The sequence below is a fragment of the Kribbella sp. NPDC004536 genome (assembly GCF_042873835.1).
Taxonomy (GTDB): Bacteria; Actinomycetota; Actinomycetes; order Propionibacteriales; family Kribbellaceae; genus Kribbella.
On the sequence record NZ_JBIALY010000003.1, the window covers coordinates 729,714 to 756,082 of the forward strand.

Sequence of the window (26,369 nt, forward strand, 5' to 3'; positions counted from 1 at the left end):
TATGGGGACTTTGACGGTGTGGAAGTTCGGGAGTTGGGACGGGGCCAACCAGGCGATCGGGACGCTGGAGGGACTGGCCAAGGACGGGGTGATCCGGGTGCATGATGCCGCGTCGGTGTCCTGGCAGCCGGAGGGGCGGCGGCCGCGGACCCGGCAGGTGCGGAATCTGGCGGGGGCGGGGGCTTTGGGCGGGATGTTCTGGGGGTTGCTGTTAGGGACCGTGTTTCTCGGGCCGTTGGCCGGGGTGGCGCTCGGTGCGGCTACGGGGGCGTTGGCCGGGTCCTTGGTGGATGTGGGGATCGACGACGACTTCATCAAGAGCGTGCGGGATCAGGTGACGCCGGGGACTTCGGCTTTGTTCTTGTTGTCGAGTGAGGAGGACACGGAGAAGATCCGGAACACGTTTCGGGCTACCGGACTGCGGGCGCAGTTGATCGAGTCGAACCTGTCGGACGACCAGGAGGCAGCGATCCACGAGTTGTTCGCGGACTAGGAGTTCATCCGGCCCTGGTTCCGTTGGGGACCGGGCGCTCGGGGATGCCGAGTACGGGCGTGATGTGGTCGGCGTAGCCGATGTCGAACATCATGCCCTCGGACAGTTCGCCCATCATCTTCCGCGGGGCGAGGTTGACGACGAAGAGTGCCTGCCGGCCTCGGATCTCCGTCGGGTCTTCGCGCTCCTGTTTCAGGCCGACGAGAATGGTTCGCTTGAAGCCGCCGAAGTCGACGAGCAGCCGGACGAGCTTGTCGGACCTCGGAACGTCCTCGACCTGCTCGATGAACCCGACCCGGATGTCGATCTTGTCCAGGTCCTCGGGGGCGATCGCCGGCTTGACCGGAGCCACCTTGAACTCTGCGGTTTCCTGTTGCGGAATGTCTTTCGGCACAGCTGATTGTTTCACACAATCGACTACGCTGGTCGCATGCTTCCGCGTTTGTACGAGGGCCAGGTGTGTTCGATCGCCCGGGCGCTCGAGGTTGTCGGCGACCGCTGGACCCTGCTGGTCGTTCGTGAGGCGTTGACCAGGACCCGCCGCTTCGAGGACTTCCGGACGCACCTCGGGATCGCGCACAACGTACTGTCGGACCGTCTCGCGCGGCTCGTAGAGGCAGGGGTCCTCGAGCGGGAGCTGTACCAGACCAGGCCGGACCGGTACGAGTACCGGCTGACCCAGCAGGGGCTGGACCTGTGGAACGTGGTGATGTCGCTGCTGATGTGGGGCGACAAGTACCGCAGCCCGGACGGGCCGCCGCTGCTCACGCGCCACCATGGTTGCGGTGGCCAGTTGACGCCCAGCTTCACCTGCGACACCTGCGGGGCGAGCCTGGGACCGATGGACGTGGAGTTGCTGCCCGGTCCCGGCGCGGCCATTGACGCCTGACCGGCCGCACCGGGCCGACCGGGCCCGTTCTGGCTGTTACTGCGACAGGGCTTGCGAGGAGAAGGCGAGTATCTTCAGCCAGTCCTCTTCCAGGAGGGCGTGGCCGCCTGGGCGGAGGTGGTAGCCGATTGCGTTTGGGGGGAAGGCGGGGCGGGCTGCTTCGACGGAGAGGTGTTCGGCTTCGGGGTTGGCCCAGGCGTCGTCTTCGGCGCTGCATACGTATACATGGCGTGGTGCGATGCTGGCGAGGAGTTGGTGCTGGTCCACGGGTAGCTCGTCCTCCCTGCCGGAGTACTGCGCGAACGACGGGACGAACCAGTGCGGGAACCTTCTGGTGATCGCCTCGATGTCCTCGCCGCCCGGGTGCCGGAAGAGTGCCGCCCCGCAGCAACCCGACTCGTTTGATGCGGTCACCGTGATGCGTTCGTCCTGTACGCCGGCCCACAGGGCGGCCTTGCCCAGGCGGGAGTGGCCGAGCGCGACCACGTTCGTCGAGTCGATCCGGTCGACGGTCGCGGCGATGTCGATCAGCCGGGACAGGCCCCAGGCCCAGGCGGCGACGGCGCCCCAGGTCTCCGCGGGAAACAGTCCGCGTACGCCGGGGGCCGGCGGGTTCGGGTCGTCCGGCTCGATCTGTTGGTAGTGGGCGGTGAGTACGGCGTACCCGGCCTGGATGATCTTCTCGTACGGGAAGCTGGTGAGCGTCTCGTCGTTGCCGTCGAAGTTCAGGATCACCACGACAGGCGTCGGGTCGTTGCCGGACGGGAGATGCAGGAGTGTGTCGAACTCGAGGTTGCCGAGCGGGCACGCGACGGTCGCACGATGCCGGAGTCGGTCCGCGGTGCCCGCGAGGACGCCGTCCTCGCGGGACTGCAGCACCAGGTCGCCGAGCTTGGCGCCGTCCGGTGTGCGGCCGTAGATCGTCCGGGCGAACTCCTGGGTGACGTCGGGTCCGAGCGGTGGCAGAGACATGAAGGCTCCAATCATCAGGACAAGTATTCTCTGACGAAATCGGTTGACCCGTGGGGCGTGGCGGTGTGAAGGTCGCGCGGTGGCTGGCGTACCGAAGTTGCACGACGACGAGGTGGGGATCGACTCCGGGCTGGTGGAGCGGCTGCTGGGGGCGCAGTTTCCGCGCTGGGCCGGCCTGCCGGTACGGGTGGTTGACGACTCGGGGACCGACAACGTGACGTTCCGGGTCGGGGGCGAGTTGGCGGTGCGGTTGCCGCGGACCGAGCGTACGCAGGGGCAGGCCGAAATGGATCTGACCTGGATGCCGCGGTTGGCTCCGTACGTGTCGCTGCCGATCCCGGAGCCGCTGGCGCTGGGTCAGCCGGATGCCGGTTATCCCTTCAGCTGGGGCGTTTACCGATGGTTGCCTGGGGCGCCGTTTTCGCTCGACCGGGTCGACGGAGTGCGGGCGGCGCAGGAGCTGGCCGGGTTTGTGCGGTCGCTGCGGGAGGTGGACACGACCGGGGCGCCGGTGCCGTCCGCGGACCCGTTCAGCCGGGGTACGCCGTTGGCGCCGCGGGACGGGATGTTCCGCGAGGCGCTGGACCAGCTCAAGGAGCACTTCGACGTCGACCGGGTGACCGCGGCGTGGGAGGAGTCGCTGGCGGCGGACGTCTGGGACGGGGTGCCGCGCTGGATCCACGGGGACCTGATGGCCGGCAACGTCTTGGTTGCCGATGGCAAGCTGTCGGCGGTGATCGACTTCGGTACGTCGCGCGCGGCGGATCCGGCCGGGGATGTACTGGCAGCGTGGTGGTTGTTCGAAGGAGAGTCGCGTACGGCGTACCGCCGGGCGCTGGAAGTGGACGACGCGACCTGGCTGCGTGCGCGTGGATGGGCGTTGTCGCTCGTCATCATCGCGATCCCGTACTACCTGAACCGTCGCGCCGGCACGCTGGCGAACGGCCAGGCAAACGTCGCGGACATCCTGTCCGACTTCTAGAGCGCGATCCGGGCGTGGTGGAAGGTCGGCTCGGCTAGCTGTGGATCATGTGGTTTTGAGGGTGTGCAGGCCCTGCCACAGGAGGTCTTGGAGGGCACGGGCGACCTTCTCGGGGGATGGCGGGTCGGTGGAGCGGGTGCGCCAGATCGCGAGCCGTTCGGTGGCGCCGGAGATGCTCTGGGCAACGATCTGGATTTCTTCTTCGTCGGCCGGACGCCCGGCGGGTACGTTCATCCGCACCATCGTCGCGATCAGCTCGATGAACGCGGCCCGTACCTCGTCCGTGGCCTCCGCGGCGGGTCCGGCGCTCAGCATGCCCTCGTCGACCAGCACCGACCACGCCTGCGGGTGCTCGTCGAGGAACCTGAACCACGCCAGGAACCCCGCGTACAGCGAGTCCTCGGCGTCTGCGGCCGCCATCACCGCATCCGCGACGGTCTCCAGTAGCTGACCCCGGAGCCGCGCCAGGCAGGCGAGGAACAGCCCGTCCTTCGACCCGTAGTACTGGTAGATGAGCGGCTTCGACACCCCGACCTGCGCCGCGACGTCGTCCATCGACGTGCCCTGGTACCCACGTTCGCCGAAGATCCGTTCGGCCGCCTCGAGGATCTCCCGCTCACGGGCGGCCCGGTCGCGCCGGCGCTTGGGTGCGGTGGTGGTGGACGTCACTTGCGCAGTCTAACTGACTCCGAGTAACTTACTGCGAGTAAGTTCAACCGCCGAGCGGAGGCCGGAGATGAGCGAGCAGCACCGGATCGTGGTGATCGGCACCGGGTTCGCGGGGATCGGGATGGCGGTCCGGCTGAAGCAGGCCGGGTACGACGACTTCGTCGTGCTGGAGCGTGCGGACGACGTCGGCGGCACCTGGCGGGACAACACCTACCCGGGCTGCCGGTGCGACGTGCCCTCGCACCTGTACTCGTTCTCGTTCGCGCCCAACCCGGAGTGGTCGTCGACGTTCTCGCCGCAGCCCGAGATCGAGGACTACCTGCGCAAGGTGACCGACGACTTCGGCGTCCGCCCGCACCTCCGGTTCGGACACGCGGTCGAGTCGGCCCGCTGGGAGGACGGCAAGTGGCGGATCACGACCGGTCAGGGCGAGTTCACCGCGGACGTCCTGCTGTCCGGGATGGGCCCGCTCGCCGAGCCGTCGTACCCGAAGCTGCCCGGCATCGAGGACTTCGAGGGTGAGGTCTTCCACTCGGCCCGGTGGAACCACGACCTGAACCTCAGCGGCCGCAAGGTCGCCGTGATCGGCACCGGCGCGTCGGCGATCCAGTTCGTGCCGGCGATCCAGCCGGAGGTCGAGGAACTGCATCTGTTCCAGCGCACTCCGCCGTGGGTGATGCCGCGGCCGGACCGGAAGATCTCCGCGGCCGAGAAGGCGGTGTACCGGCGGTTTCCCCTTGCGCAGAAGGCGATGCGGGCCGGCATCTACTGGGGTCGTGAGTCGATGGTGCTCGGGTTCGCGAAGCTGCCCGCGATCATGAAGCAGGCGCAGAAGGTCGCCGAGAAGCACCTCGCGCACCAGGTCCGCGACCCGCTGCTGCGCGCCAAGCTCACGCCCGATTTCACCCTCGGCTGCAAGCGTGTGCTGATCTCCGACGACTACTACCCGGCGCTCGCCCGGCCGAACGTCGAGGTCGTCACCGACGGGATCGCCGAGGTGACGCCAACCGGCATCGTCACCACCGACGGCGTGAAGCACGAGGTGGACACGATCATCTACGGCACCGGTTTCAAGGTCACCGACCTGCCCGTGATGGACATGGTGCACGGCCGGGACGGAGTCTCGCTGCGGCAGGCGTGGGCCGACGGCATGGAGGCCCACCTCGGTACGGCGATCAACGGCTTCCCGAACTTCTTCATGCTGATCGGCCCGAACACCGGCCTCGGGCACAGTTCGATGGTGTTCATGATCGAGTCGCAGATCGCGTACATCGTGGACGCGCTGCGGACCATGGATGCGCACGGCCTGAAGCAGGTCGAGGTACGGCGGGACGTGCAGCGGGCGTTCGTCGACGGGGTCCGGTCGTCGATGCGGAACACGATCTGGACCCGCGGCGGCTGCACCAGCTGGTACCTCGACTCCGAGGGTCGCAACACCACGCTCTGGCCGTCGTTCACGTTCCGGTTCCGGCAGTTGACCCGCCGGTTCGACGCCGCGGAGTATCAGACCCTCGCTATGTGACATCGTGCGTGTTACATTCGATCAGTCAAATGATCGGAGGAGGCGCGCCGGGTGGTGGTTCAACTGGTGGCGCTGCACGGGATCGGCGGTCGAGGGGACCTGCCGGTACCGCTGTGGCTCGCGGTCTACTCCGCTGGCGCCGCGGTCGCGGTCTCGTTCTTCGCACTGGCCGCGTTCTGGTCTCGCCCGCGGTTCGCATCGGCCGCGGGCGTACCGCTGATCGTCGGTACGCGGATCGCCGACCATCGGATCGTTCGCACAGTGCTCAAGCTGCTGGGTCTCGCGGCGCTCACCCTGCTGCTCGGCGCGGCGTGGTTCGGGAGCCCGACGGAGAATCCCGCGCCGACCTGGTTGTACGTGTGGATCTGGGTCGGGATCATCCCGCTGTCCCTGCTCTGCGGCCCGATCTGGCGGCTCGCGAATCCGTTGCGGACCATCGCGGGAGTCGTCAGGCGTACGTCGTACCGGCAACTGCCCGACGGGATCGCGTACTGGCCGGCCGTCGCGGGCCTGGCCGGGTTCCTCTGGCTGGAACTGGTCTACCCGAACGGATCCGAGCCGCGGGTGGTCGCGATCGCGGTCACCGGGTACGCGGTCGTGAACGTTGCCGCGGGCATCGTCTACGGGCCGGCCTGGTTCGCGGTCGGTGACAGCTTCGAGGTGTACGGCGACGTACTCGCACACCTGAGCCCCATTGGCCGCGCCAACGGTCGACTCGTACTGCGGAACCCGCTCGCCGGACTGGCCACGCTGCCGCAGCGGCGCGGCCTCGTCGGCCTGCTGTGTTTGTTGCTCGGGTCAACGGCCTTCGACGGGATCTCCCGCTGGTCGGCGTGGTCGCAACGCACCGGCGAGCTCAGCCGCCCGCAACACCTGATCGTGTACACGCTCGGCCTGGTCGTCTCGGTCGCGATCGTCACCGGCCTGTTCCTGCTCGCCGCGCGCACCACCGGCGCGGCCGAGGTCCGGCCCGGCGCGCTCGGACCGGCAGGTCTGCCCGGAGCGTTCGTGCATTCGCTGGTCCCGATCGCGATCGGGTACGCCGTCGCGCACTACTTCTCGTTCGCGCTGTTCCAGGGCCAGGACGGCTGGCTGCTCGCGACCGACCCGTTCGGCCGCGGCTGGGACCTGTTCGGCACCGGCGGGACGCGGATTGACTACGCGTTCCTCGGGACCGGACTGATCGCAGGCGTACAGATCGGCGCGATCGTGCTCGGACACGTACTAGGGGTAGTGTCCGCGCACGATCGCGCGACCGAACTCTTCCGTCGTCGCCGGCTCCGCCGCGCGCAGTACCCGATGCTGGCCGCGATGGTCGCGTTCACCGCCGGCGGGATCGCACTGGTGACCGCCTCGTGATCGGCCTGCACATGGGCGGAGTTCCGGAGGCGGCGATGGTCCTCGGGCCGGTCTTCCTGATCATCGCGTTCGTCCGCATCGCCCGCCGCCACGAGGCGACCGACGACGAGGACTGGGATGCGGACGTCGGGGACCTGCCCGAAAAGTAAGGCCCGAAAAGTAAGGCCCGAAAAGTGAGGCCCAAAAGTGAGGCCCGGAGAACCCCCTGCGGTTCCCCGGGCCTCGTGTTCCCCGCTGGTTCAGGCGGCCAGTGCCGGTTCGTAGTACGTCCCGCTGAGCCGGGACAGGTCGGCCGTCGACACCAGCTTCGCCAGTTCGGCGCAGCCGGCGGTCAGTGCGGACTCCAAGGTCGGCCACGCGTCGACGCACCAGTACGGGTCGTCGGGCTGCCGGTCGTTGTCGTCGTCGATGTCTGCGCACCAGCCGCCGGTACGGACGTGGTGGACGTGGAGTCGGAGCTTCATGGTCGTGCTTTCAGAAGGGGAGTTTGCGGCCGGACGGGGTCCGGAGGTCGAGGGTCTGGTTCTGTCCCTGCCGGCGGGTCGTGCTGGTGCTGGGTCGCCGGCGGATCTGGATCTGGCGCATCCTCTTCCTCCTGCCTCGGGTTCTGGTAGGAATACGCTCCCGCATGAGGACCGGTTCACACATGCGGAGGATTACCTACCCGGTACCCGAACTACCCCCTAGCCAGCCGTCGGGGACAGCTGAGGGTCAGGCAAGGGCTACCCAGTCGACGGCAGTTCCTTCGGATTGAGGCCGAGCTCCTCGTAGGCGACCTGCTCGATCTCGCGGGCCATCGCCTCGCGGAACGCCGCGACCAGTGCCTGGCCGGCCAGCGGGATGATGCCTTCGAGGGTGCGCTGGATCTCCGGCCAGCCGTCGGCCGGCATCCCGGCGTTGGTGAAGTCGCGCCAGACGGTCGAGCGGAACAGTTCGACGTACGTCTTGGCGACCGCGTCGGCCTGGGCGAACAGCTTCGGCAGCATCTCGAAGATCGCCTGCATCGGGACGCCGAGCTTGATCACCTCGAGGCCGGTGCGGAGCAGGTCCGGGTTCGGGATCCGCAGCCGGCCGTCCTCGAGCCGCTCCGCGATCCCGAGTTCGACGATCTGCTGGATCACCGCCGGGTCGTGCGGTACGCCCGCCCGCGCGGCCAGCTGGTGTTCCTCGAGCTCCTCCGGCTCCGCGGGCGTCCACGGGTTCACCAGGGTCTCGAACACGCCCAGCGCGAGCTCGCCGTCGGGCAGTTCGGCCATCATCCGCTCGACCGCGGCCAGCGTGTAGCCCTTGTCGAGCAGTTCGCGGACCAGCGTCAGCCGGGCCACGTGCTCGGCTCCGTAGTACCCGGTCCGGCCGACCAGCCGGGGCGGTGCGATCAGCCCGCGCCCGGCGTACGCGCGGACGTTCCGGACCGTCATCCCGACCTTCGCGGCCAGCTGGTCGACAGTGAGCTCCTCTTCCACCCTTGACAGTCTTCCAGACTTCACGTTACATAGCGGATGTAACATGCCTCATGGCGCATGCCTCATGTCCCGAAGGAGTACGCCAATGGCAGTCCCGCTCGCCACGACCGGCACCGCGACCTTCGACCAGATCGCCATCGTCACCGGGGTGGTCGGCTGTCTGTACCTCGCACTCGCCGTGCTCCTGTGGCGCGAACGCACCGGCCACGTCACGCTGGTAGGGAGGTTCGCGGACACCATCGGGAGACTGGACGGAGTCCCCCGATGGGCCGCGCTCACGCCGTACCTGCATGCGGCCTCATTGCTCGCCTGTGCGTTCGGGGTCTGGTGGGACATCGCGATCCACATCGACCGCGGCCGCGACACCGGCCCGTTCGGAACCGCGGCGCACTACCCGATCTTCTTCGGCATCCTCGGCGTGATCGTGTCCGGCGTACTGCCGATCGCGCTGGCCCGCAAACCGCTGCCGGCGCGGACGATCAAGCTCACGAAGGGCTGGCGGATCCCGTGCAGCGCGGCGCTCGTCACCGTGTGCGGAACGTTCGCGCTGGTCGGGTTCCCGCTCGACGACGTCTGGCACCGGCTGTTCGGTGAGGACGTGACGCTGTGGGGTCCGACGCACCTGCTGATGATCGGCGGCGTGGTGTTCTCGATCTTCGCCCGGCTGCTCGCGATCGCCGAGGTGGAGCAGTTGGCCGGTACGAACAAGCGGCGCGTGTTCCAGGAGATGGTGTCGGTCGGTGCGCTGCTGATCGCCTGGGATCTGTTCGGCACCGAGTTCAACTACGGCGTACCGCAGTTCCCGCTGATCCTGCAGCCGATCCTGATCGTGTTCGGCGCGACGATGGCGTTCACGATCCTGCGGTCGCGGCGCGGTCCGGGTTCCACGTTCGTAGCCCTCGGCGTGTACCTGCTGATCCGCGGCGGGATCGCGTTCGCGGTGGCCGAGCCGCTCGGCCAGATCGTCGGGCACTTCCCGCTGCTGATCGTGGAGGCGGTCCTGGTCGAGGTGGCGGCGTTTGCCCTCGGCAACAAGAACCGGTTCCGGCTCGGCGGCGTCGCGGGCGTACTGATCGGCACCGTCGGCGTGGTCGCGGAGTACGCCTGGAGCCACGTCTGGATGCCGATCGCCTGGCCGTCGACGATCCTGCCGTCCGCGATCGGGTACGGCGTCGTCGTGGGCGTCGGCGCCGGTCTGGTCGGGGCCTGGCTGGCGACCCGGTACGCCGAGGTCGCGGGCGAGGCGCGGGCGATCGGGATCAAGAACATCCGCGCGATCGCGGTTCGGCGTACCCATCAACTGGGAGCCGCCGGGCTGGTCGCCGTGGCCGCGACGGTGTTCTTCTGTGTACCGCGGTCCGCGGATCCGGGCGTGACCGGGGTCGTGTCGTTGGAGCGGGTGGCCACGGGGGCCGAGCCGACGGCGTACGTCACGATCTCGCTCACGCCCGCGGACGCCGCGGTCGGGGCGCGCTGGTTCGAGGCGCTCGCCTGGCAGGGCGGCGGGCTGGTGTACCACCCGATGGAGAAGGTTGCTGACGGCACCTACCGGTCGCGGGACGCGTTGCCGATGGACGGGAAGTGGAAGTCGATGATCCGGCTGCACCAGGGGCAGCGGGACATGGTCGCCGCCTGGGTGTACGCGCCGGAGGACGTCGCGATCGCGAAGCCCGCCGTCCAGGTGTCGAACGGGCAGACCGTCGAGTTCGTGAACGAGCAGCAGGTGCTGCGGCGGGAGGAGCGCGAGGACGTGCCACGATGGATGTGGAACGCCGGGTACGCGCTGCTCGCTGTCGTCGGGCTGCTCGAGGTGCTCGGGATCGCGTGGCTGGTCGGGCGTGGCGCCCGCGGTGGACGCCTCCGAGCGGCCCACTTGAGTACTGCCGACGAACGGGAACGGGAGATCGCGTGACGATCGAGTTGGAGCGCTCCGGGGTCACCACCGCTGACGGAGTACGGCTGAACGTCGAGGTGACCGGGCCGGCCGACGCGCCGGTGACCGTACTGCTGGTGCACGGCTGGACGTGTTCGACCCGGTCCTGGCACCACCAGGTCGAGGGGTTGCCGCAGATCCTCGGGCGCGACGCCGTACGCGTCGTCACGTACGACCACCGCGGCCACGGGCGGTCGGACGCCGCGCCCACCGGGTCCACCCGGCTGGAGCAGCTGGCCGACGACCTGGTCACGGTCCTCGACGAGGTCGTCGGCGACGGCCCGGTCGTGTACGCCGGCCACTCGATGGGCGGCATGACGCTGATGGCCGCCGCCGACCAGTACCCGGAGCTCTTCGGCCCCCGCATCCGCGCAGCAGCCCTGGTCAGCACCACCTCCGGCCACCTCACCGAAGGCGCCCTCGGCATCCCGGCCCGCTTCGACCCGACAGCGGCGAAGATCGCCCCCCGAGTGCTGAACGCGGTAGGCAGGCGGATCGACCGCCGAGCAGCAACCCGGGCGGCAGCCGGCGCTGAGGGTGCGGAGCGCGAGGCGCTCAGGCGCGCGGGCGGTGTGCACGCGCCCAGCGCCGAAGCGGCGGAGGCGGGTGCTGCGCTGGCGGCGGAGATCGCCGGGGGTGCGGCGGAGCGGGCCCAGGCCGCCGGGGACGCGCGGTCCGCGGCGCGGTTGGCTCAGGTCGCGCGCCGCGCGGGCGCCCTCGCGGCGCGGTTGCAGCGGCCTGCTTTGAAGCAGGTGGTGTTTGGGAAGAAGGTGGATCCGGCTGAGGTGCAGTTGTTCATGGAGGATCTGGCGGTCGTGCCGGGGGTTTCGTACGGCGGGTTCTTCGAGGCGATGTTGCAGCACGAGCGTGGGCACGTACTGAAGGCGCTCGACCAGCTCCCGGTGGAGATCATGCACGGCACCCGCGACCGCCTGCTCCCGCCCCGGCACGCGAATCGGATCGCCGCCGAGCTGCCCACCGCCCGTCTGTGGTTCTACCCGGGCGCCGGCCACATGCTCATGCAGGAACGCCCCCGGGACGTCACCCACCGCCTGGCCTCCCTGGCCCGCAAGGCCTCCGCCTGAGAGTCGCGTCACGGCCGCGCGGCCGTGATGCGCCTACGCTCGACCCCGTGCAGAACCTTCTCTCGGATGTCGTCGTGGTGGACCTGACCCGTGCGCTGGCCGGGCCGCATGCGGCGATGATGCTGGGGGACCTCGGGGCGCGGGTGATCAAAGTCGAGACCCCGAACGGCGGCGACGACAGCCGCGGCTGGGGACCGCCGTTCGTGGCCGGTGAGTCGACGTACTACCTGTCCGCGAACCGGAACAAGGAGTCGGTGACCGCGGACCTCAAGTCCGCGGACGGCAAGGAGTTCCTGGCCAAGCTGGTGCGGAAGGCCGACATCCTGATCGAGAACTTCCGCCCGGGCGTGCTCGACCGGCTCGGCTTCGGGAACGAGCGGCTGCACGAGCTCAACCCCGCCTTGGTGATCCTGTCGATCACCGGATTCGGGCACGACGGCCCGGAGGGCGGCCGCGCCGGGTACGACCAGATCGCCCAGGGCGAGGGCGGTCTGATGAGCATCACCGGCGAGACCGAACCGACGAAGGTCGGCGCCCCGATCTCGGATCTGCTGGCCGGGATGTACGGCGCGTACGGAGCGCTCGCCGCCCTGCACGAGCGGTCCATCACCGGGAAGGGGCGGGTCGTCCGGACCAGCCTGCTCGCGTCGGTCGTCGGCGTGCACGCGTTCCACGGGACGAAGTGGACGGTCGCGCACGAGCTGCCCGAGCGGATCGGCAACCACCACGCCCAGATCGCGCCGTACGGGCTCTACCGCACCCGCGACGACATCGTGCAGGTAGCGGTCGGCAGCGAGGGCCTGTGGCGCCTGTTCGCTCCGATCGTCGGCCTCGACCCGGATGACGACCGCTTCGCGACCAACCCGGCCCGGGTCGCACACCGCGACGAACTGACCGCAGCGATCGAGGCCGCCTTCGCGCGGGACTCGGCCGACGCCTGGCTGGAACACCTTGCGGACAAGGGCATTCCGGCCGGCAAGGTCCGCGACTTCCAGCAGGTGTACGACTGGGAACAGACCCGCTCCCAGGGCCTGCTCATCGACGTCGAACACCCGACGCTGGGCACCATCCAGCTCCCCGGCCCGCCGCTCCGCTTCGACGACAACCCGTACGCCGGCGCCCGCGAAACCAACCTCCCGCCACCCCGGCTGGGCGAGCACAACGAGTCTGTCCGCGCCTGGCTGGACGAGTAGGCGGACCGCCACGCCATCACAATGCGGCGCAGTCGCCGGGCGCAGGCGTGGCGCCGTTGCGGGCGATCGATTGTGATGGCCTGGCGGTCCGCACCTTTCGACTCGGGTCGAATAGCTGCCGCTGCGTTCGCAGGTGCGTCACGGTTGGGGCCGTTGGCGTGGTGAGGGGTTGACGGGCGCGGAGGACCCGTCTAGCGTCCGGGAAATCGATTACTCGCCCGAATCGTGGAGGTGCTGTGGTGCCGGACCTCGTCACGATGACTGCGATCGGGAAGCGGTACGGCGGGGTGCGAGCCTGTCACGAGGTGGACTTCGCGCTCGGGGCCGGCGAGGTGCACGCGCTGCTCGGCGAGAACGGGGCCGGCAAGAGCACGCTGATGAAGATCCTGTCCGGCGACGTCACCGACTACGACGGCAGCATCGCGATCGACGGCCGCCCGGTCCGGTTCGGCGGCCCGACCGACGCGCAGTCCGCGGGGATCGCGATGATCCACCAGGAGCTCGATCTGGTCCCCGGGCTGTCGGTCGCGGACAACATCTTCCTCGGCCGCGAACTGCGGACGCCGTACCGCACCGTCGACCGCCGCCGGATGGAACGCGAGGCCCGCGACCTGCTCGCCCGCAGCGGGGTCAGCCTCGACCCGCGCCGCCCGGTCGGCGACCTCCGGGTCGGCGAGCAGCAACTCGTCACGATCGCGAAGGCGATCTCGCTCGACGCCCGCGTGCTGATCATGGACGAGCCGACCTCCGCGCTCACCACCTCCGAGGTGGAACGACTCTTCGACGTGATCCGCGAACTCCGGCAACGCGACGTCGGCATCGTCTACATCTCGCACCGGATGGAGGAGATCGCCCGGATCGCCGACCGGGCGACCGTACTCCGCAACGGCCGGATCGTGACCAGCTTCGACCCGCGCGAACTCAGTACGGCCGAAGTCGTCGAGGCGATGGTCGGCCGCCCGGTGCAGACCATGTTCAGCACCCCGGACAGCGACACCGGCGACGAACTCCTCCGGGTCGAGAACCTCGCCGTGAAGGCCGAGCGCCCCGGCCGCCGCGACCCCGACGGCATCTCGCTGACCGTCCGCGCCGGCGAGATCGTCGGCCTGGCCGGCCTGCTCGGCGCCGGCCGTACCGAACTCCTCGAGACCCTGTACGGCGTCGCGCCCGGCGGTACCCGGACCGGCCGGATCCTCCTGCAGGGCAAGCCGATCCACCCGCGCGGACCGCGTCAGGCGCTTGCCCAAGGCATCGGTTTCGTCCCGGAGGACCGGCGCGCGTCCGGGCTGGTGCTGTTCCACTCGATCCTCGCGAACACGGTTGTTTCGAGTCTCGGTGCGTACGGCCGGCTCGGGGTGATCGCGCGCCGGCTGGAACGGACCGCGTCGCTGTCGATGGCGGACCGGTTGCGGCTGAAGTTCGGGCGGCTGCAGGACGAGGTCGGCACGCTGTCCGGCGGCAACCAGCAGAAGGTCGTGTTCGGCCGGATGCTGCTCACGTCGCCCCGGTTGCTCCTGCTGGACGAGCCGACCCGCGGCGTCGACGTCGGTGCGAAGGCCGAGATCTACCGCCTGCTCGGAGAGCTCGCGGCGCAGGGCATCGGCGTACTGCTCGCGTCGTCCGAACTCCCCGAACTGGTCGGCGTCTGCGACCGCGTCGTCGTCCTGCGGGACGGCCGCGACGTCGCGCAGTTCAGTACGGCGGACTCGGGCGAGGGCGACCTGCTCGCGGCAGCGATGGGACAAGGCGAGGTGGGAGGAGCGCAATGACCGAGGCACTACAGGACAAGGTGGCGCCGGCGGAGAACGTGTCCGTGGCGGCGACGCTGTTCCGGTTCCAGAGCGTGTTCGGGCTGATCGCGGTGTTCGTCGCGGCGATCATCTTCTCGCCGCGGAAGAACGGAGACATCCTGTTCATCAGCGCGGACAACCTGGCGAATGTTGTCCGCGCGGTGTCCGAGATCGGCATCATCGCGGTCGGGATGACGTTCGTGATCCTGATCGGCGGCATCGACCTGTCGGTCGGCGCGGTGCTCGGCCTGGCCGCGGTCGGTTCGGCCGTACTGATGGTCGAGAACGACTGGGGCTTCCTGCCGTCGGTCGTGCTCGTGCTCGCGATCGGCCTGGTTTTCGGTGCCCTGCAAGGGATCGCGACCGCGATGATCGGGATCCAGTCGTTCATCGTGACGCTCGCGGGCCTGCAGATAGCCAGAGGCCTGGCCCGGATCTGGTCCGGCGGGCAGGGCGTCGCGATCGCCTACGGCGACGGGCCGAACGAGGCGCCCGCGTCGTTCGCGCTGCTCGGCGAACGCACCTTCGGCGGGCTGGTGCCGATCCCGGTGATCATCTTCGCGGTGGTCGCGATCGCCGCCGTGGTGTTCCTCCGGGTCAGCGCGTTCTCCCGGCACCTGTACGCCGTCGGCGGCAACGAGAAGGCGGCGCGGCTGTCCGGCGTACCGGTCGTACGGGTGAAGGTCGCGGTGTTCGCGATCTGCGGGCTGCTCGCGTCGCTGGCCGGCATCGTGCACGCCGTACAGCTCAACCAGGGCAGCCCGAACGACGGCATCGGCTACGAGCTGGACGCGATCGCCGCGGTCGTGATCGGCGGTACCAGTCTGGCCGGCGGCCGCGGTTCGGTGGCCGGCACCGTCGCGGGCGCGCTGCTGCTCGGCGTACTGAACAACATCCTCGCCCTGAACAACATCGACTCCAACATCCAGCTGCTGATCAAGGGTCTGGTGATCGTTGCCGCCGCCGCGCTGCAACGGCTCCGCCCCACCTCGTAAGGAAGGTTCCGTCATGCGTTCTGTGAGAATTCCCCTGGCTGCTGCGGCCGTTGCCGCGCTGGTCCTGGCCGGTTGCGGGACCACCAACGAGCGGACCGCGGGTGCGTCGCCAGGCGCGTCCAAGTCGTGCAAGGGTGCCGACGGCAAGTACACGATCGGGATGAGCCAGGCCAACGTCGCCGAGCCGTACCGGCAGCGGATGGACGACGACATCAAGGCGGCCGCCAAGGACGTGCCGCAGTTCGACGTGAAGTTCGCGGACGCGGCGCAGGACAACGCCAAGCAGGTCGCGGACGTGGAGAACTACATCACCCAGCAGATCGACCTGCTGATCATCAGCCCGAACGAGGCGAAGCCACTGACCGCGGTGGTGAAGAAGGCGTACGACAAGGGCATCCCGGTGATCGTGCTGGACCGCAAGGTCGAGGGCGACGCGTACACCGGGTTCATCGGCGGCGACAACGTCCAGATCGGGCGTGAGGCCGGGAAGTACATCGCGGAGAAGCTGTTGCCGTCCGGTGGGAACGTCGTGGAGCTGAAGGGTCTGGCCGGGGCGACGCCGCAGGCCGAACGGCACGAAGGGTTCGTCGAGGGGATCAAGGAGAACCCGAAGGTCAAGGTGATCGCGTCGGCGAGCGGTGACTGGCTGCGGGAGAAGGGCCAGTCGCAGATGGACGCGCTGCTGAAGGCGAACCCGAAGATCGACGTGGTGTTCTCGCACAACGACCCGATGGCCGAGGGCGCGTACCTGGCTGCGAAGGCGGTCGGCCGCGAGAAGGAGATGAAGTTCACCGGCATCGACGCGCTGCCGATCCCGTCCGGCGGCATCAAGGCCGTCGAACAGGGCCGGCTGTCGGCGACCTTCACCTACCCGACCAACGGCAAGGAAGCGATCGCCGCCGCCAAGAAACTCCTGATCGACTGCGGCACGATCCCGAAGACGCAAACCCTCCCGACCCGGCTGATCGACCCGTCCAACGCCGCGAAGATCTACGCAGAAGAGAACCCCACGGGGTGAGGGGGCACACGACGCGCTCCCCCTGGAGAGCAACTCGTTCCAGGAGGAGGCGTCGTAATTGCTGTGCTGGACGTCAGCGAGCCTGAAGGACTCCGGCGCCGAAGCCCAGACCTGGGCGCTGCACAGCACGGCCGGCGAGGATGGCATTCAGGCCGGCCGGGCTGAGACGACCACCGAACTCCTGGCGGGTCAGTGCGGCGACTCCAGCTGCGGTCGGTGCCGACGCAGAGGTGCCGAAGAATCGGCAATCTCCCTGCACCGTCGTGGGGCAGCTGCCGCTACCGAATTCCCCTGCACCGCTGACAGATTCGCCATCTCCAGCGGTCCACGTGGGAGCGTCGTGCGTCCGCGACTGCGTGTCGTCCCCCGGGACACCCTTGCACGGGCCTGAGACTCCGTCAGCACACTTGGTCGTAGACATGATCTGCACAGGTCCAGCGGCGCTGAACGACTCGAGGCCAACCGTTGCAGGATCGACGGAAGCGCTCGCGTTGACCGCGCCGGCGCTGGTGGCAAAGCCGAGATAGTTCGAGTCCGGATTCAGCGAACCGGCTCGCTCCGGTGGGTCGATGCCCTGCACACCGGCAGACAGAGCCCGCCAGCGTAGGTCCAGGACGGGTGCAGCCTTGGCGGATGAGGTGCCCGCGACGTCGACGACCAGTTTCACCCGCTGCGCTACGTCGGTGGAGTTCTCGTAGATGAACTGCTCGATCGTATCGCCGACGCCATCAGCCTGTGTCGCGTTGCTGTAGGCGAGGCACTGGGTGCCCGTGCTGTCCATCAGATAGAGGTTGAGATCCGTGAATCCGCCTTGGCCCGCGGTCGGGAAGATCGCCCGTGGCTCGCTCCACTGCAAAGTCGGCATGACGACGGCGCCTGGCTTCAGGTTGATGTCGTACGTGCTGTCGTCGCCGCGCAACTTGACGACGTTCTTCGGAGCAGTGGGACAACCTGTGAAGGGGCCTTGGACTCCGTCCGGTCCGGTCGTTGTGCCAACTGCGGGCACCCGGGGTGCATGCCTGGTTCCGAGGTTTCCGGCCGAGGAGCTGACCCAGACGCCGTGGCGGGCGAGGGCTTCCGCGGTCGCCGCCCCGATGCCCTGCTGGAAGGCAGGCTCGTCGTCGAACGCGATGTCTTCGGCAATCAGATCAGATCCCGCGTTGGCCAGGTCGTGGAATGCGTCGACGTAGTCCGCGAGGGTCTCGCCGGTGCTGGCGAACGCCAGCTTCGCGTCGGGTGCCAGGTCGTGGATGATTTCGAGCATCCCGGTGCCCTCGTCATCGTCGTAGTCGGCCCGCCGAACAACCTTCACGTCGCTAGGAAGCTCACCCTGCGCCACTGAGTCGGCGAGATGATCGACATCACCGGAAATCACGCCGACCGTCTGACCGCGTCCGCTGAAGCCACTGGCCTGCGCGAGGTCGGCCTTGTGCAGCTGAACCCCTTCGGCGGTGATTGGGCCGACATCGGTGGCCGGCCGCAGCGCGGGACGAATGGCGGTCACCCAGTCCAGCCCCGCGACCGCATCGAGCTTGTCGTACGGAACAGTAGCGCGCAGCAGGCCGGTCTGGGGTAGATCGATGCCAGGTACGTTCGCGAAGTCGCCGGAGCCGGCGTTCACTGTGACGCCGAGCCGATTCAGCTCTGCGGTCTCCGCCCGGCTGGCTGTTGCTACCGAGTGGAGAAGGACGTCGATGCCGCCCTGTTCGTCGATATGCATCACGCCCGCAGCGAGCTGCCGGGTCGTAGTTGCCGCGAGCATTCGTTTCGGATTGGACGCCATCGCTTGGGCGATGCGCGCCGCGCGATCCCGGAGCAGGGTTGGCACCTTGGAGCTCGTCGCCGACTTTGCGACGTGCTCCTGGGGCACAGGTGCGGCACCCGCCGGAGATGCGGCGATTGCGGCTACGGATGTTGGCAGTGCCAGGAGCAACGCACCCAGCACAAGCCGAGGCCTTCGATACAAGGAGTCCTCCAGGGGACTACGGGGAGTATTGAAGGGCACCATGTCCATTCACGCTGGAAACGACCTGAACTGGAGCTGGTGTCAACGCGAAGAGCTGGCTCGTTCGATGCGGCGGGCGCCGAGGGTGGTTGCGGTCGGCGGGCGGGTGGGGTCGGCGATGCGCGCGAGCAGGAGGCGGGCGGCTTCGGTGCCGAGCTCGTACGCCGGTTGCGCCACGACTGTGAGTGGTGGGTCGACGAGGGCGGCCCACGGGGCGTCGTCGAAGGTGACGACGCCGACGTCCCGGCCCACCCGGACACCGCGCTCCTGCAGGGCTTGGAGTGCGCCGACGGCCATCGCGTTGTTCGCGATCAGCAGGGCGTCCGGTGGTTCGGGTCGGGCCAGCAGGTCGTGCGTCGCGCGATAGGCGCCGGCGGCTTTGAACTCCGTACGGCGCACCAGCTTCGCCGTGCGGCGCCGGGCCGCCCGCAGCGCGTCGCGGTAGCCGGCCAGCCGGTCGTCGGCCGTTCGTACTCCGGACGGCCCGGTGAGACAGCCGATCCGTTCGTAGCCCTGGGCAACCAAATGCGCGGTCGCCTCCCGCGCCGCCAGGCGGGTGTCGACCAGTACCACGTCACTGTCCGCGCCCGGCAGCGGCCGGTCCACGGCGACGTACGCCGTACCCCGCGACGCCAGCTTGGCAACCGACGTACCCGGACCGCTCGGCGACAGGATCACCCCGGCGACCCGTTCCTGCAGCGCGACGTCGAGGTACCGGTTCTCCTTCTCCGCGCTCTCGTCGGAGTTGCACAGGACGACCGAGTACCTGACCTCGTGCGCGACGTCCTCGACCCCGCGCGCGATCGCCGTGAAGAACGGGTTCTCCACGTCCGAGATGATCAGCGCGACCACCGCGGCCTCCTGCCGGCGCAGGTTCCGGGCCGGGCCGTTGGGCTGGTACCCGAGCTCGGCGGCGGCCGCCCGGACCCGCTCGGCCAGGCCGGGATCGACCGTCGGCTTGCCGTTCAGCGCCCGCGAAACGGTGGCCGTGGACACCCCGGCCCGCGCGGCCACGTCGCTGACAGTCGGCACGGTCGCCACCCTTGCAGACCGGGCGGTAACCGGCAAGTAATGGATTACCCGTGTTCTTTACGTACGGAATCTCGGAGCTTTACCAGTGCCATGAGAGGATCACCCGCGTGACTGCCTTGCCGAGTGTTTCGTACTCCATCACCGTTCGCCTCGAGGTGCCCGCCGGCGGCTCGACGGTGAGCAAGCTGACGACCGCGGTCGAGCAGGCCGGCGGTCTGGTCACCGCGCTCGACGTGACCGCGTCCGGCCACGAGCGGCTACGGATCGACGTCACCTGCGCCGCGGCCGACACCGAGCACGCCGGCCGCCTGGTCGAGGCAATGCGCGCCGTGCCGGGCGTCGAGATCGGCCGGGTCTCGGACCGGACCTTCCTGATGCACCTCGGCGGCAAGATCTCGATGGAGGCCAAGCACCCGATCCGCAACCGTGACGACCTGTCGATGATCTACACGCCAGGTGTGGCGCGGGTCTGCCTGGCGATCGCGGCCAACCCCGACGACGCGCGCCGGCTGACGATCAAGCGGAACAGCGTCGCGGTCGTCACCGACGGCTCGGCCGTACTGGGACTCGGCAACATCGGCCCGAAGGCCGCGCTGCCGGTGATGGAGGGTAAGGCCGCGCTGTTCAAGCGGTTCGCGGGGATCGACGCCTGGCCGCTGTGCCTGGACACCCAGAACCCCGACGAGATCGTCTCGATCGTGAAGGCGATCGCGCCCGGGTTCGCCGGGATCAACCTGGAGGACATCTCCGCGCCGCGCTGCTTCGAGATCGAGGCCCGGCTGCGGGAGGAACTGGACATCCCGGTCTTCCACGACGACCAGCACGGTACGGCGGTGGTCGTGGTCGGCGCGCTGTACAACGCGCTCCGGGTGGTCGGCAAGGACATCACGAACGTCCGGGTGGTGCTGTCCGGCGCCGGTGCGGCCGGTACGGCGATCCTCAAGCTGCTGCTCGCCGCGGGCGTCAAGGACGCGGTGGTCGCGGACATCGACGGCGTCATCCACACCGAGCGTGAAGGCCTGTCGCCGGAGCTGCGATGGATCGCGGAGAACACCAACGCGGCCAGGTACAGCGGCAACCTGAAGGGTGCGCTGGCCGGTGCCGACGTGTTCATCGGCGTCTCCGCCCCGAACATCCTGGACGGCGCCGACATCGCCACGATGAACGAGGACGCGATCGTGTTCGCGCTGGCCAACCCGACCCCGGAGGTCGACCCGACCGAGGCCGGCGAGCACGCGGCCGTGGTGGCCACCGGCCGCAGCGACTACCCGAACCAGATCAACAACGTGCTGGTCTTCCCGGGCGTCTTCCGCGGTCTGCTGGACGCGCAGTCCTCGAAGGTGTCGGTCGACATGGAGCTGGCCGCGGCGCGCGCACTCGCCGGCGTGGTGACCGACGAGGAGCTGAACGCGACGTACATCGTGCCGAGCGTCTTCCACCCGGAGGTGCACACCCGGGTCGCGCACGCGGTCCGGGACGCGGCCGGGGGCAAGGCACCGGCGCACGAGAACTTCCCGGACGACGCGCCGGCCCTGTGACAGTCACCACGGAGAGCAGGCCCAAGGTCTCGGCCTGGGCCTGGCGGATCGCCTTCGTCGTCGCGGTGGCGCTGCAGTTGTACGGCGTCTACGCCCCGCAGGAGGCCGGTCCGGACACGGGCATCCCGCAGATCGACAAGGTCGCGCACTGCTTCCTGTTCGGCGCGGTCGCGTTCACCGGGCTGAAGATCGGCCTCCCGGCCCGCTGGTTGCTGGCGGCACTGGCCGCGAACGCCGTGATCAGCGAAATCGTCCAGCACTGGTTCCTGCCGCAGCGCGACGGTGACCCGTTCGACTCGCTCGCCGACCTGGCCGGAGTCGCGCTGGGTGCGTGGCTGGCTACGGTCAAGCGCCCGCGGGCGCCCCGTCGTACGCCATGATGGAGGTATGACGGTCTCGACCCTGACCGGTTCGCTGCTGGTGGCGACCCCGTTGCTCGACGAGCCGCCGTTCCGCCGGTCGGTGATCCTGCTGCTCGACCACGACGACGACGGTGCGCTCGGAGTGGTGGTGAACCGTGCCGCGGACCTGTCCGTGGACCGGGTGCTGCCGAACTGGTCGTCGGCCGTCGACGAACCGGGCGTGCTGTTCATGGGCGGCCCGGTCGGTACCGACAGCGCACTCGCGGTCGCCGAGGTGGCCGACGACATCGACCCACCGGGCTGGCGGGAGTGCTTCGGGCGGATCGGGCTGGTCGACCTCGACGTACCGCCGGAGCTGCTCGAGGGCGCGATCACCCGGATGCGGATCTTCGCCGGGTACGCCGGCTGGTCCAGCGGGCAGCTGGAGGGCGAGATCGCCGAGGGTGCCTGGTACGTGGTGGAGTCCGAGCCGGCGGACGTGTTCGGCCACAACCCGGACACGCTGTGGCGGCGGGTGCTCCGCCGCCAGACCGACCAGATGGCGTACGTGTCGACGTACCCGGACGACCCGACCCAGAACTAGGCCCTAGGCCCTACTCCTCGCCGCCCTCGTCACCGGGGTTGAGCGACTCCCAGATCTCCTTGCACTCCGGGCAGACCGGGAAGCGCTGCGGGTCGCGGCTGGGCACCCACACCTTGCCGCAGAGCGCGACCACCGGCGTGCCCATCACCATCGCCTCGGTCAGCTTGTCCTTCGGCACGTAGTGCGAGAACCGCTCGTGATCACCAGGCTCGGCCGGCGAGGTCTGGGTCCGCTCGTCGACAACCGTCTCCGCGCCGGGGGTCAGCTGAGTACTCATACCCCCGAGTGTAGGACGTGTCACCAGCCCACCCGGAACTTTTCCACAGCACCAAGATTCCCGGGGCAACCGGGGCAGATCACGGCATGTTCTCTGGCGTGACCGATCAGAGGAGGCAGTATGAGTGCTGTGGAACCCATTCCGACCCATGCGCCGTGGCCGGCGGCCGTGCCGCTGACGCGCACGGATCTCGAGCGGATGCCCGATGACGGGCACCGATACGAGCTCATCGACGGAGTCCTGCTCGTGAGCCCGGCGCCGAAGCCGCGCCATCAGATCGTCTCGGCCGCGGTCTATCGGGCGCTTTTCGCGGCCTGCCCGTCGGACCTGCTGGTGCTGTATGCCCCGGTCGACGTGGTGCTGGCGGAAGACACGGTCCTGGAGCCGGACCTGCTGGTCGCGCCCCGCGACGCGTTCAGCGAGCGGGATCTTCCGGGGCCGCCGCTACTTACCGTCGAGGTGTTGTCGCCGAGCACGCGCCGGTTCGACCTGATGCTCAAACGGTCGCGGCTCGAGGCCGCCGGGTGTGCGGCGTACTGGGTGGTGGATCCCGACACGCCGAGCTTGATCGCGTGGGAGTTACAGGACGGGGCATACGTGCAGGTCGCGAAGGCCACCGGGGACGAACCGGTGCGGCTGACGAGCCCGTTCGAGGTGACGGTGGTGCCTGCGGATCTGCTCTCGTAACCGATCTCGGGTAACCTTCCTGCCCGGCACACTGTCGACTTCGGGGGAGTAGCTGTCTGTGGATTCGCACGTGCCGGCCAACCCTGCTGTCCTGCCACCGGCCTATCCGGATCGGGCGGCGTGGGGTACCGCGAGCAAGCTGCGAGCCTGGCAGGCCGAGGCGCTCCAGCAGTACCTGGACACCAACCCGCGGGACTTCCTCGCGGTCGCGACGCCGGGCGCCGGTAAGACCACGTTCGCGCTGACGGTCGCCGCCGAGCTGCTGCACCGGCGGCTGATCGAGCGGATCACCGTGGTGACGCCGACCGAGCACCTCAAGGTGCAGTGGGCCGAGGCCGCGGACCGGGCCGGGATCGCCATCGACCCCGCGTTCGCCGGGCGCCGCGGGAAGACCAACCAGGACTACCAGGGTGTCGCGGTGACGTACGCCGGGGTCGCGGTGAACCCGCTCGCGTTCCGGGTCCGGACCGAGCGGTTCAAGACCCTGGTGATCCTGGACGAGGTGCACCACGGGGGCGACGCGCTGAGCTGGGGTGACGGCGTCCGCGAGGCGTTCGAGCCCGCCGCGCGCCGGCTCTGCCTGACCGGCACGCCGTTCCGCAGCGACGACAACCCGATCCCGTTCGTCACCTACGAGGAGGGCCACGACGGCGTCGCCCGGAGCAAGGCGGACTACACCTACGGGTATGGGCACGCGCTGCGCGACCACGTCGTCCGGCCGGTCATCTTCATGTCGTACTCCGGTGAGATGCGCTGGCGGACCAAGGCCGGCGACGAGGTCGCGGCCCGGCTCGGCGAACCGTTGACGAAGGACCTGACCGCGCAGGCGCTGCGGACCGCGCTGGACCCGGCCGGCGAGTGGATGGGTGCCGTGCTGGCGGCCGCCGACAAGCGGCTGACCGAGGTACGGCGGCACATGCCGGACGCCGGCGCGCTGGTCATCTCCGGCGACCAGAACACCGCCCGGGCGTACGCCAAGACGCTGCGCGAGCTCACCGGCGAGTCGCCGACCGTCGTACTGTCCGACGAGAAGGCGGCGAGCAAGAAGATCGCGAAGTTCTCCGCGGACGAGTCCCGGTGGATGGTCGCGGTCCGGATGGTGTCCGAGGGTGTCGACGTGCCGCGGCTCGCGGTCGGGGTGTACGCGACGCCGACGTCGACGCCGCTGTTCTTCGCGCAGGCCGTCGGCCGGTTCGTCCGGGCCCGCAAGCGCGGCGAGACGGCGTCGGTGTTCGTGCCGTCGGTGACCCGGCTGCTCGGGTTCGCGGCCGAGATGGAGGTCGAACGCGACCACGTCCTGGGCCGGAAGAACAGCAACGACGACGGCGACATCTTCGCGCTCGAGGACGACCTGCTGAAGCAGGCCAACCAGGCCGAGGGCGCCAGCGACGAGCTCGAAGGAAACTTCGAGGCGCTCGGGTCGGACGCGAGCTTCGACCGGGTGGTGTTCGACGGCGGCGACTACGGCACCGGCGGCGAGAACGCGTCGGACGAGGAGCTGGACTTCCTCGGGCTGCCGGGTTTGCTGGAGCCGGACCAGGTCCGCGAACTGCTGCACAAACGCCAGCAGAAGTCGCTCGCGGCGCAGAAGAAGTCGCAGCGGCCCGCGACCGACCGCGAGGACCCGACGCCGACCGAGCTGGCCACCCACGAGCAGATCGGCCTGCTCCGCCGCGAGCTGAACGGCCTGGTCGCCGCCTGGCACCACCGGACCGGCCAGCCGCACGGCGTGATCCACAACGACCTCCGCCGCAAGCTCGGCGGTCCGGCCGCGGCGCACGCGTCCTCGATCCAGCTGAAGGAGCGGATCGAGCTGATCCGCGACTGGGCCACCCAGCGCCGCGCCTGATCAGGGCCTGGTCGTCAGCTCCTGCGTCCCGATCACGTCCAGCAGCCGGATGGCCTGGTCCGACGGCGACCCGGGCTCGGCCGTGTACAGCACCACGCGCTGGTCGCGTTCGGGCACTACGAGCACCTCGCAGATCACGTCGATCCGGCCGACCTGCGGATGGAAGATCGTCTGGCACAACGACTGCTGCCGGCCCACTTCGTGCCGGGCCCAGATCGCCGCGAACTCCTTGCTCCCGGCCCGCAGATCGGTGACCAGCCGGGCCAGCTCCGGGTCGTCCGGGTACGTACTGGTCGCCGCCCGCAGATCGGCCGCCGCCTCGCGCGCGAACTCCCGCGTCGCCTGCTCGCCGAACAGCTCCAGCTGCCGGTCCGTCAGGAACCGCAGCCGCAGCAGGTTCCGCTCGCGCGGCGGGATCGCGGAGAAGTCCGTGACGAGCGCAGCCGCCAACGGGTTCCACGCGAGTACGTCGTACTTCGCGTCCAGGACCAGCCCCGGTACGTCGAGACGCGCGAGCATCCGCAGTACGCCGGATCGTACGTCCGCGGGCGGACCGGGTGGCGGTGCGGGCTGTTCGCCGGCCAGCCGGAACAGGTGGGCGCGTTCGTCGTCGGACAACCGCAGCGCGCGGGCCAGACCGGTGAGGACCGGGCGCGACGGGCGCGGGCCGCGGGCCTGTTCGAGGCGGGTGTAGTAGTCCGTCGACATGGTCGCGAGGCTCGCCACCTCCTCGCGGCGCAGACCGGGCGTACGGCGGCGCAGTCCGGCGGGGAGTCCCACGTCGGACGGTTGCAGCGCCTCCCGCCGTACCCGGAGGAACTCCGCCAGCCCGTCGCGATCCACCGTCCCAGGATCCCAGGCGCGGGCGCCGGTATCCAGGGAGCGCCGGTCCCAGGGTCGGCTCGCTCTGCCTCGCCCGGCTCGGGAGCCGCAGGGTTGGCGGCATGAACACGAACAAGATCGCGCTCGTCACGGGCGCCAACAAGGGCATCGGCAACGAGATCGCGCGGCAGCTGGGGGCGGCCGGGTTCACGGTACTGATCGGGTCGCGGGACGCGGAGCGTGGTGCGGTCGCCGCGAAGGAGTTGGTTGCCGAGGGCCTTGATGCGGTCGCGCTGCCGTTGGAGGTGACGTCTCCCGAGTCGGTCGCCGCGGCTGTTTCGACGGTGGCCGACGCTTACGGGCGGCTCGACGTACTGGTGAACAACGCGGCGATCATCCCGGCGGGGGACGGGCCGGTGTCGGAGGTGACGGGTGACGTACTGCGGTCCGCGTTCGAGACGAACGTGATCGGGCTGGTGGGGGTGACGCAGGCGTTCCTGCCGTTGCTGCGTCGCGCCGAGCAGGCGCGGGTGGTGAACCTGTCCACCTCGCTGGCGTCGTTCGAACAGGTCGGGGATCCGGAGTCGCGGCTGTCGACGGTGCTGACGCTCGGGTACAACTCGTCGAAGGCGGCCGTGAACATGGTCACGGTGATGTTGGCCAACGAACTGCGCGGCACCGGCATTCTCGTCAACGCCGCCGACCCCGGCAAGTGCGCCACCGACATGGGCGGCTGGTCGACGGAACGTACCCCCGCCCAAGGCGCCGCCGTCGCCGTCGGCCTGGCGACGCTGGGCGTAGACGGTCCCACCGGGCACGTCTACGCGGAGGAAGGTCGCCTGCCCTGGTAA

At 69.4% G+C, this 26,369-nt stretch carries 27 protein-coding genes; 18 read left to right on the plus strand and 9 right to left on the minus strand.

What is annotated here, in order from left to right; genetic code table 11:
- Position 1: 1 nt before the first annotated feature.
- Entirely contained in the window at positions 2–493 is a 492-nt protein-coding gene (locus ACFYRU_RS28760; RefSeq protein WP_387664034.1) for a DUF1269 domain-containing protein, read from the plus strand.
- 4 nt (positions 494–497) lie between these two features.
- On the opposite strand, the gene ACFYRU_RS28765 is transcribed toward ACFYRU_RS28760, so the two are convergent.
- Entirely contained in the window at positions 498–887 is a 390-nt protein-coding gene (locus ACFYRU_RS28765; protein WP_387664036.1) for a hypothetical protein, read from the minus strand.
- A 36-nt stretch (positions 888–923) separates the two neighbouring features.
- Here ACFYRU_RS28765 and ACFYRU_RS28770 point away from each other — a divergent pair, with 36 nt between their 5' ends.
- Positions 924–1,382 (plus strand): winged helix-turn-helix transcriptional regulator, encoded by a 459-nt coding sequence (locus ACFYRU_RS28770; RefSeq protein ID WP_387664038.1) that lies wholly within the window; start codon positions 924–926, stop codon positions 1,380–1,382.
- A 36-nt stretch (positions 1,383–1,418) separates the two neighbouring features.
- On the opposite strand, the gene ACFYRU_RS28775 is transcribed toward ACFYRU_RS28770, so the two are convergent.
- Positions 1,419–2,354, minus strand: a complete 936-nt coding sequence (locus ACFYRU_RS28775) for an acetylxylan esterase (RefSeq protein ID WP_387664040.1) — start codon at positions 2,352–2,354, stop codon at positions 1,419–1,421.
- Between the two features lie 79 nt (positions 2,355–2,433).
- On the opposite strand from ACFYRU_RS28775, the gene ACFYRU_RS28780 reads away from it, so the two are divergent.
- On the plus strand, positions 2,434–3,336 hold the full coding sequence (locus ACFYRU_RS28780; RefSeq protein WP_387664042.1) for an aminoglycoside phosphotransferase family protein: 903 nt from the start codon (positions 2,434–2,436) through the stop codon (positions 3,334–3,336).
- Between the two features lie 45 nt (positions 3,337–3,381).
- Here ACFYRU_RS28780 and ACFYRU_RS28785 read toward each other — a convergent pair whose 3' ends face one another.
- A complete protein-coding gene (locus ACFYRU_RS28785; protein WP_387664044.1) occupies positions 3,382–4,005 on the minus strand; it encodes a TetR/AcrR family transcriptional regulator in 624 nt (207 codons plus the stop codon).
- A gap of 67 nt (positions 4,006–4,072) precedes the next feature.
- Here ACFYRU_RS28785 and ACFYRU_RS28790 point away from each other — a divergent pair, with 67 nt between their 5' ends.
- The 3 genes from ACFYRU_RS28790 to ACFYRU_RS28800 are packed head-to-tail and all read left to right on the plus strand — an operon-like array spanning position 4,073 to position 7,035.
- Positions 4,073–5,527 carry a flavin-containing monooxygenase gene (locus ACFYRU_RS28790; protein ID WP_387664046.1) on the plus strand — a complete coding sequence of 485 codons (1,455 nt, stop codon included), beginning with the start codon at positions 4,073–4,075 and terminating at the stop codon, positions 5,525–5,527.
- Between the two features lie 51 nt (positions 5,528–5,578).
- Positions 5,579–6,886, plus strand: coding sequence for a hypothetical protein (locus tag ACFYRU_RS28795; RefSeq protein WP_387664048.1), 1,308 nt, complete (start codon positions 5,579–5,581; stop codon positions 6,884–6,886).
- Positions 6,883–7,035, plus strand: a complete 153-nt coding sequence (locus ACFYRU_RS28800; RefSeq protein ID WP_387664050.1) for a hypothetical protein — start codon at positions 6,883–6,885, stop codon at positions 7,033–7,035. Before ACFYRU_RS28795 ends, ACFYRU_RS28800 begins: the two co-directional genes overlap by 4 nt.
- A gap of 90 nt (positions 7,036–7,125) precedes the next feature.
- Here the strand turns inward: ACFYRU_RS28800 and ACFYRU_RS28805 are convergent, their stop codons facing one another.
- Both ACFYRU_RS28805 and ACFYRU_RS28810 read right to left on the minus strand, forming a co-directional pair.
- A complete protein-coding gene (locus ACFYRU_RS28805; protein ID WP_387664052.1) occupies positions 7,126–7,350 on the minus strand; it encodes a hypothetical protein in 225 nt (74 codons plus the stop codon).
- Positions 7,351–7,608: 258 nt separating this feature from the next.
- A complete protein-coding gene (locus tag ACFYRU_RS28810; protein WP_387664054.1) occupies positions 7,609–8,349 on the minus strand; it encodes a MerR family transcriptional regulator in 741 nt (246 codons plus the stop codon).
- Positions 8,350–8,434: 85 nt separating this feature from the next.
- Here ACFYRU_RS28810 and ACFYRU_RS28815 point away from each other — a divergent pair, with 85 nt between their 5' ends.
- From ACFYRU_RS28815 to ACFYRU_RS28840, 6 genes are all read left to right on the plus strand, one after another.
- On the plus strand, positions 8,435–10,261 hold the full coding sequence (locus ACFYRU_RS28815; RefSeq protein WP_387664056.1) for a hypothetical protein: 1,827 nt from the start codon (positions 8,435–8,437) through the stop codon (positions 10,259–10,261).
- Positions 10,258–11,367, plus strand: a complete 1,110-nt coding sequence (locus ACFYRU_RS28820) for an alpha/beta fold hydrolase (protein WP_387664058.1) — start codon at positions 10,258–10,260, stop codon at positions 11,365–11,367. The genes ACFYRU_RS28815 and ACFYRU_RS28820 overlap by 4 nt, the downstream gene beginning before the upstream one ends.
- Before the next feature lie 47 nt (positions 11,368–11,414).
- Positions 11,415–12,560, plus strand: coding sequence for a CaiB/BaiF CoA transferase family protein (locus ACFYRU_RS28825; RefSeq protein ID WP_387664060.1), 1,146 nt, complete (start codon positions 11,415–11,417; stop codon positions 12,558–12,560).
- Positions 12,561–12,799: 239 nt separating this feature from the next.
- Complete coding sequence (locus ACFYRU_RS28830) at positions 12,800–14,329, plus strand: sugar ABC transporter ATP-binding protein (RefSeq protein ID WP_387664062.1); 1,530 nt, start codon at positions 12,800–12,802, stop codon at positions 14,327–14,329.
- On the plus strand, positions 14,326–15,345 hold the full coding sequence (locus tag ACFYRU_RS28835) for an ABC transporter permease (RefSeq protein ID WP_387664064.1): 1,020 nt from the start codon (positions 14,326–14,328) through the stop codon (positions 15,343–15,345). Before ACFYRU_RS28830 ends, ACFYRU_RS28835 begins: the two co-directional genes overlap by 4 nt.
- Positions 15,346–15,358: 13 nt before the next feature.
- A complete protein-coding gene (locus ACFYRU_RS28840) occupies positions 15,359–16,363 on the plus strand; it encodes a substrate-binding domain-containing protein (protein WP_387664065.1) in 1,005 nt (334 codons plus the stop codon).
- A gap of 73 nt (positions 16,364–16,436) precedes the next feature.
- Here the strand turns inward: ACFYRU_RS28840 and ACFYRU_RS28845 are convergent, their stop codons facing one another.
- Together ACFYRU_RS28845 and ACFYRU_RS28850 are read right to left on the minus strand one after the other, a co-directional pair.
- On the minus strand, positions 16,437–18,296 hold the full coding sequence (locus ACFYRU_RS28845) for a S8 family serine peptidase (protein WP_387664067.1): 1,860 nt from the start codon (positions 18,294–18,296) through the stop codon (positions 16,437–16,439).
- A gap of 114 nt (positions 18,297–18,410) precedes the next feature.
- Positions 18,411–19,400, minus strand: coding sequence for a LacI family DNA-binding transcriptional regulator (locus ACFYRU_RS28850; protein ID WP_387664069.1), 990 nt, complete (start codon positions 19,398–19,400; stop codon positions 18,411–18,413).
- A gap of 107 nt (positions 19,401–19,507) precedes the next feature.
- On the opposite strand from ACFYRU_RS28850, the gene ACFYRU_RS28855 reads away from it, so the two are divergent.
- From ACFYRU_RS28855 to ACFYRU_RS28865, 3 genes are read left to right on the plus strand one after another with little or no spacing between them, the layout of a single operon-like run.
- The gene (locus ACFYRU_RS28855) at positions 19,508–20,938 is read left to right on the plus strand and encodes an NAD-dependent malic enzyme (RefSeq protein WP_387664071.1); all 1,431 of its coding nucleotides are present in this window, start codon (positions 19,508–19,510) and stop codon (positions 20,936–20,938) included.
- Complete coding sequence (locus ACFYRU_RS28860) at positions 20,935–21,318, plus strand: VanZ family protein (protein WP_387664073.1); 384 nt, start codon at positions 20,935–20,937, stop codon at positions 21,316–21,318. The genes ACFYRU_RS28855 and ACFYRU_RS28860 overlap by 4 nt, the downstream gene beginning before the upstream one ends.
- Positions 21,319–21,325: 7 nt before the next feature.
- The gene (locus tag ACFYRU_RS28865; RefSeq protein ID WP_387664075.1) at positions 21,326–21,883 is read left to right on the plus strand and encodes a YqgE/AlgH family protein; all 558 of its coding nucleotides are present in this window, start codon (positions 21,326–21,328) and stop codon (positions 21,881–21,883) included.
- Positions 21,884–21,893: 10 nt separating this feature from the next.
- Here ACFYRU_RS28865 and ACFYRU_RS28870 read toward each other — a convergent pair whose 3' ends face one another.
- Positions 21,894–22,160, minus strand: coding sequence for a DUF3039 domain-containing protein (locus ACFYRU_RS28870; protein ID WP_387664077.1), 267 nt, complete (start codon positions 22,158–22,160; stop codon positions 21,894–21,896).
- 120 nt (positions 22,161–22,280) lie between these two features.
- On the opposite strand from ACFYRU_RS28870, the gene ACFYRU_RS28875 reads away from it, so the two are divergent.
- Both ACFYRU_RS28875 and ACFYRU_RS28880 read left to right on the plus strand, forming a co-directional pair.
- Positions 22,281–22,847, plus strand: a complete 567-nt coding sequence (locus ACFYRU_RS28875) for a Uma2 family endonuclease (RefSeq protein WP_387664078.1) — start codon at positions 22,281–22,283, stop codon at positions 22,845–22,847.
- Positions 22,848–22,905: 58 nt separating this feature from the next.
- Positions 22,906–24,696 carry a DEAD/DEAH box helicase gene (locus tag ACFYRU_RS28880; protein ID WP_387664080.1) on the plus strand — a complete coding sequence of 597 codons (1,791 nt, stop codon included), beginning with the start codon at positions 22,906–22,908 and terminating at the stop codon, positions 24,694–24,696.
- Here the strand turns inward: ACFYRU_RS28880 and ACFYRU_RS28885 are convergent, their stop codons facing one another.
- Positions 24,697–25,539 (minus strand): helix-turn-helix transcriptional regulator, encoded by an 843-nt coding sequence (locus ACFYRU_RS28885; RefSeq protein WP_387664082.1) that lies wholly within the window; start codon positions 25,537–25,539, stop codon positions 24,697–24,699.
- A 101-nt stretch (positions 25,540–25,640) separates the two neighbouring features.
- On the opposite strand from ACFYRU_RS28885, the gene ACFYRU_RS28890 reads away from it, so the two are divergent.
- Positions 25,641–26,369, plus strand: a complete 729-nt coding sequence (locus tag ACFYRU_RS28890; RefSeq protein ID WP_387664084.1) for an SDR family oxidoreductase — start codon at positions 25,641–25,643, stop codon at positions 26,367–26,369.

What these genes read in the sequence shown, in the direction of transcription:
- ACFYRU_RS28835 (WP_387664064.1), top strand. Translation starts at nt 14,326, where the DNA reads ATGACCGAGGCACTACAGGACAAGGTGGCGCCGGCGGAGAACGTGTCC.
- ACFYRU_RS28870 (WP_387664077.1), bottom strand. Translation starts at nt 22,160, where the DNA reads ATGAGTACTCAGCTGACCCCCGGCGCGGAGACGGTTGTCGACGAGCGG.
- ACFYRU_RS28875 (WP_387664078.1), top strand. Translation starts at nt 22,281, where the DNA reads ATGAGTGCTGTGGAACCCATTCCGACCCATGCGCCGTGGCCGGCGGCC.
- ACFYRU_RS28840 (WP_387664065.1), top strand. Translation starts at nt 15,359, where the DNA reads ATGCGTTCTGTGAGAATTCCCCTGGCTGCTGCGGCCGTTGCCGCGCTG.
- ACFYRU_RS28805 (WP_387664052.1), bottom strand. Translation starts at nt 7,350, where the DNA reads ATGAAGCTCCGACTCCACGTCCACCACGTCCGTACCGGCGGCTGGTGC.
- ACFYRU_RS28865 (WP_387664075.1), top strand. Translation starts at nt 21,326, where the DNA reads ATGACGGTCTCGACCCTGACCGGTTCGCTGCTGGTGGCGACCCCGTTG.
- ACFYRU_RS28890 (WP_387664084.1), top strand. Translation starts at nt 25,641, where the DNA reads ATGAACACGAACAAGATCGCGCTCGTCACGGGCGCCAACAAGGGCATC.
- ACFYRU_RS28760 (WP_387664034.1), top strand. Translation starts at nt 2, where the DNA reads ATGGGGACTTTGACGGTGTGGAAGTTCGGGAGTTGGGACGGGGCCAAC.
- ACFYRU_RS28790 (WP_387664046.1), top strand. Translation starts at nt 4,073, where the DNA reads ATGAGCGAGCAGCACCGGATCGTGGTGATCGGCACCGGGTTCGCGGGG.
- ACFYRU_RS28775 (WP_387664040.1), bottom strand. Translation starts at nt 2,354, where the DNA reads ATGTCTCTGCCACCGCTCGGACCCGACGTCACCCAGGAGTTCGCCCGG.
- ACFYRU_RS28815 (WP_387664056.1), top strand. Translation starts at nt 8,435, where the DNA reads ATGGCAGTCCCGCTCGCCACGACCGGCACCGCGACCTTCGACCAGATC.
- ACFYRU_RS28770 (WP_387664038.1), top strand. Translation starts at nt 924, where the DNA reads ATGCTTCCGCGTTTGTACGAGGGCCAGGTGTGTTCGATCGCCCGGGCG.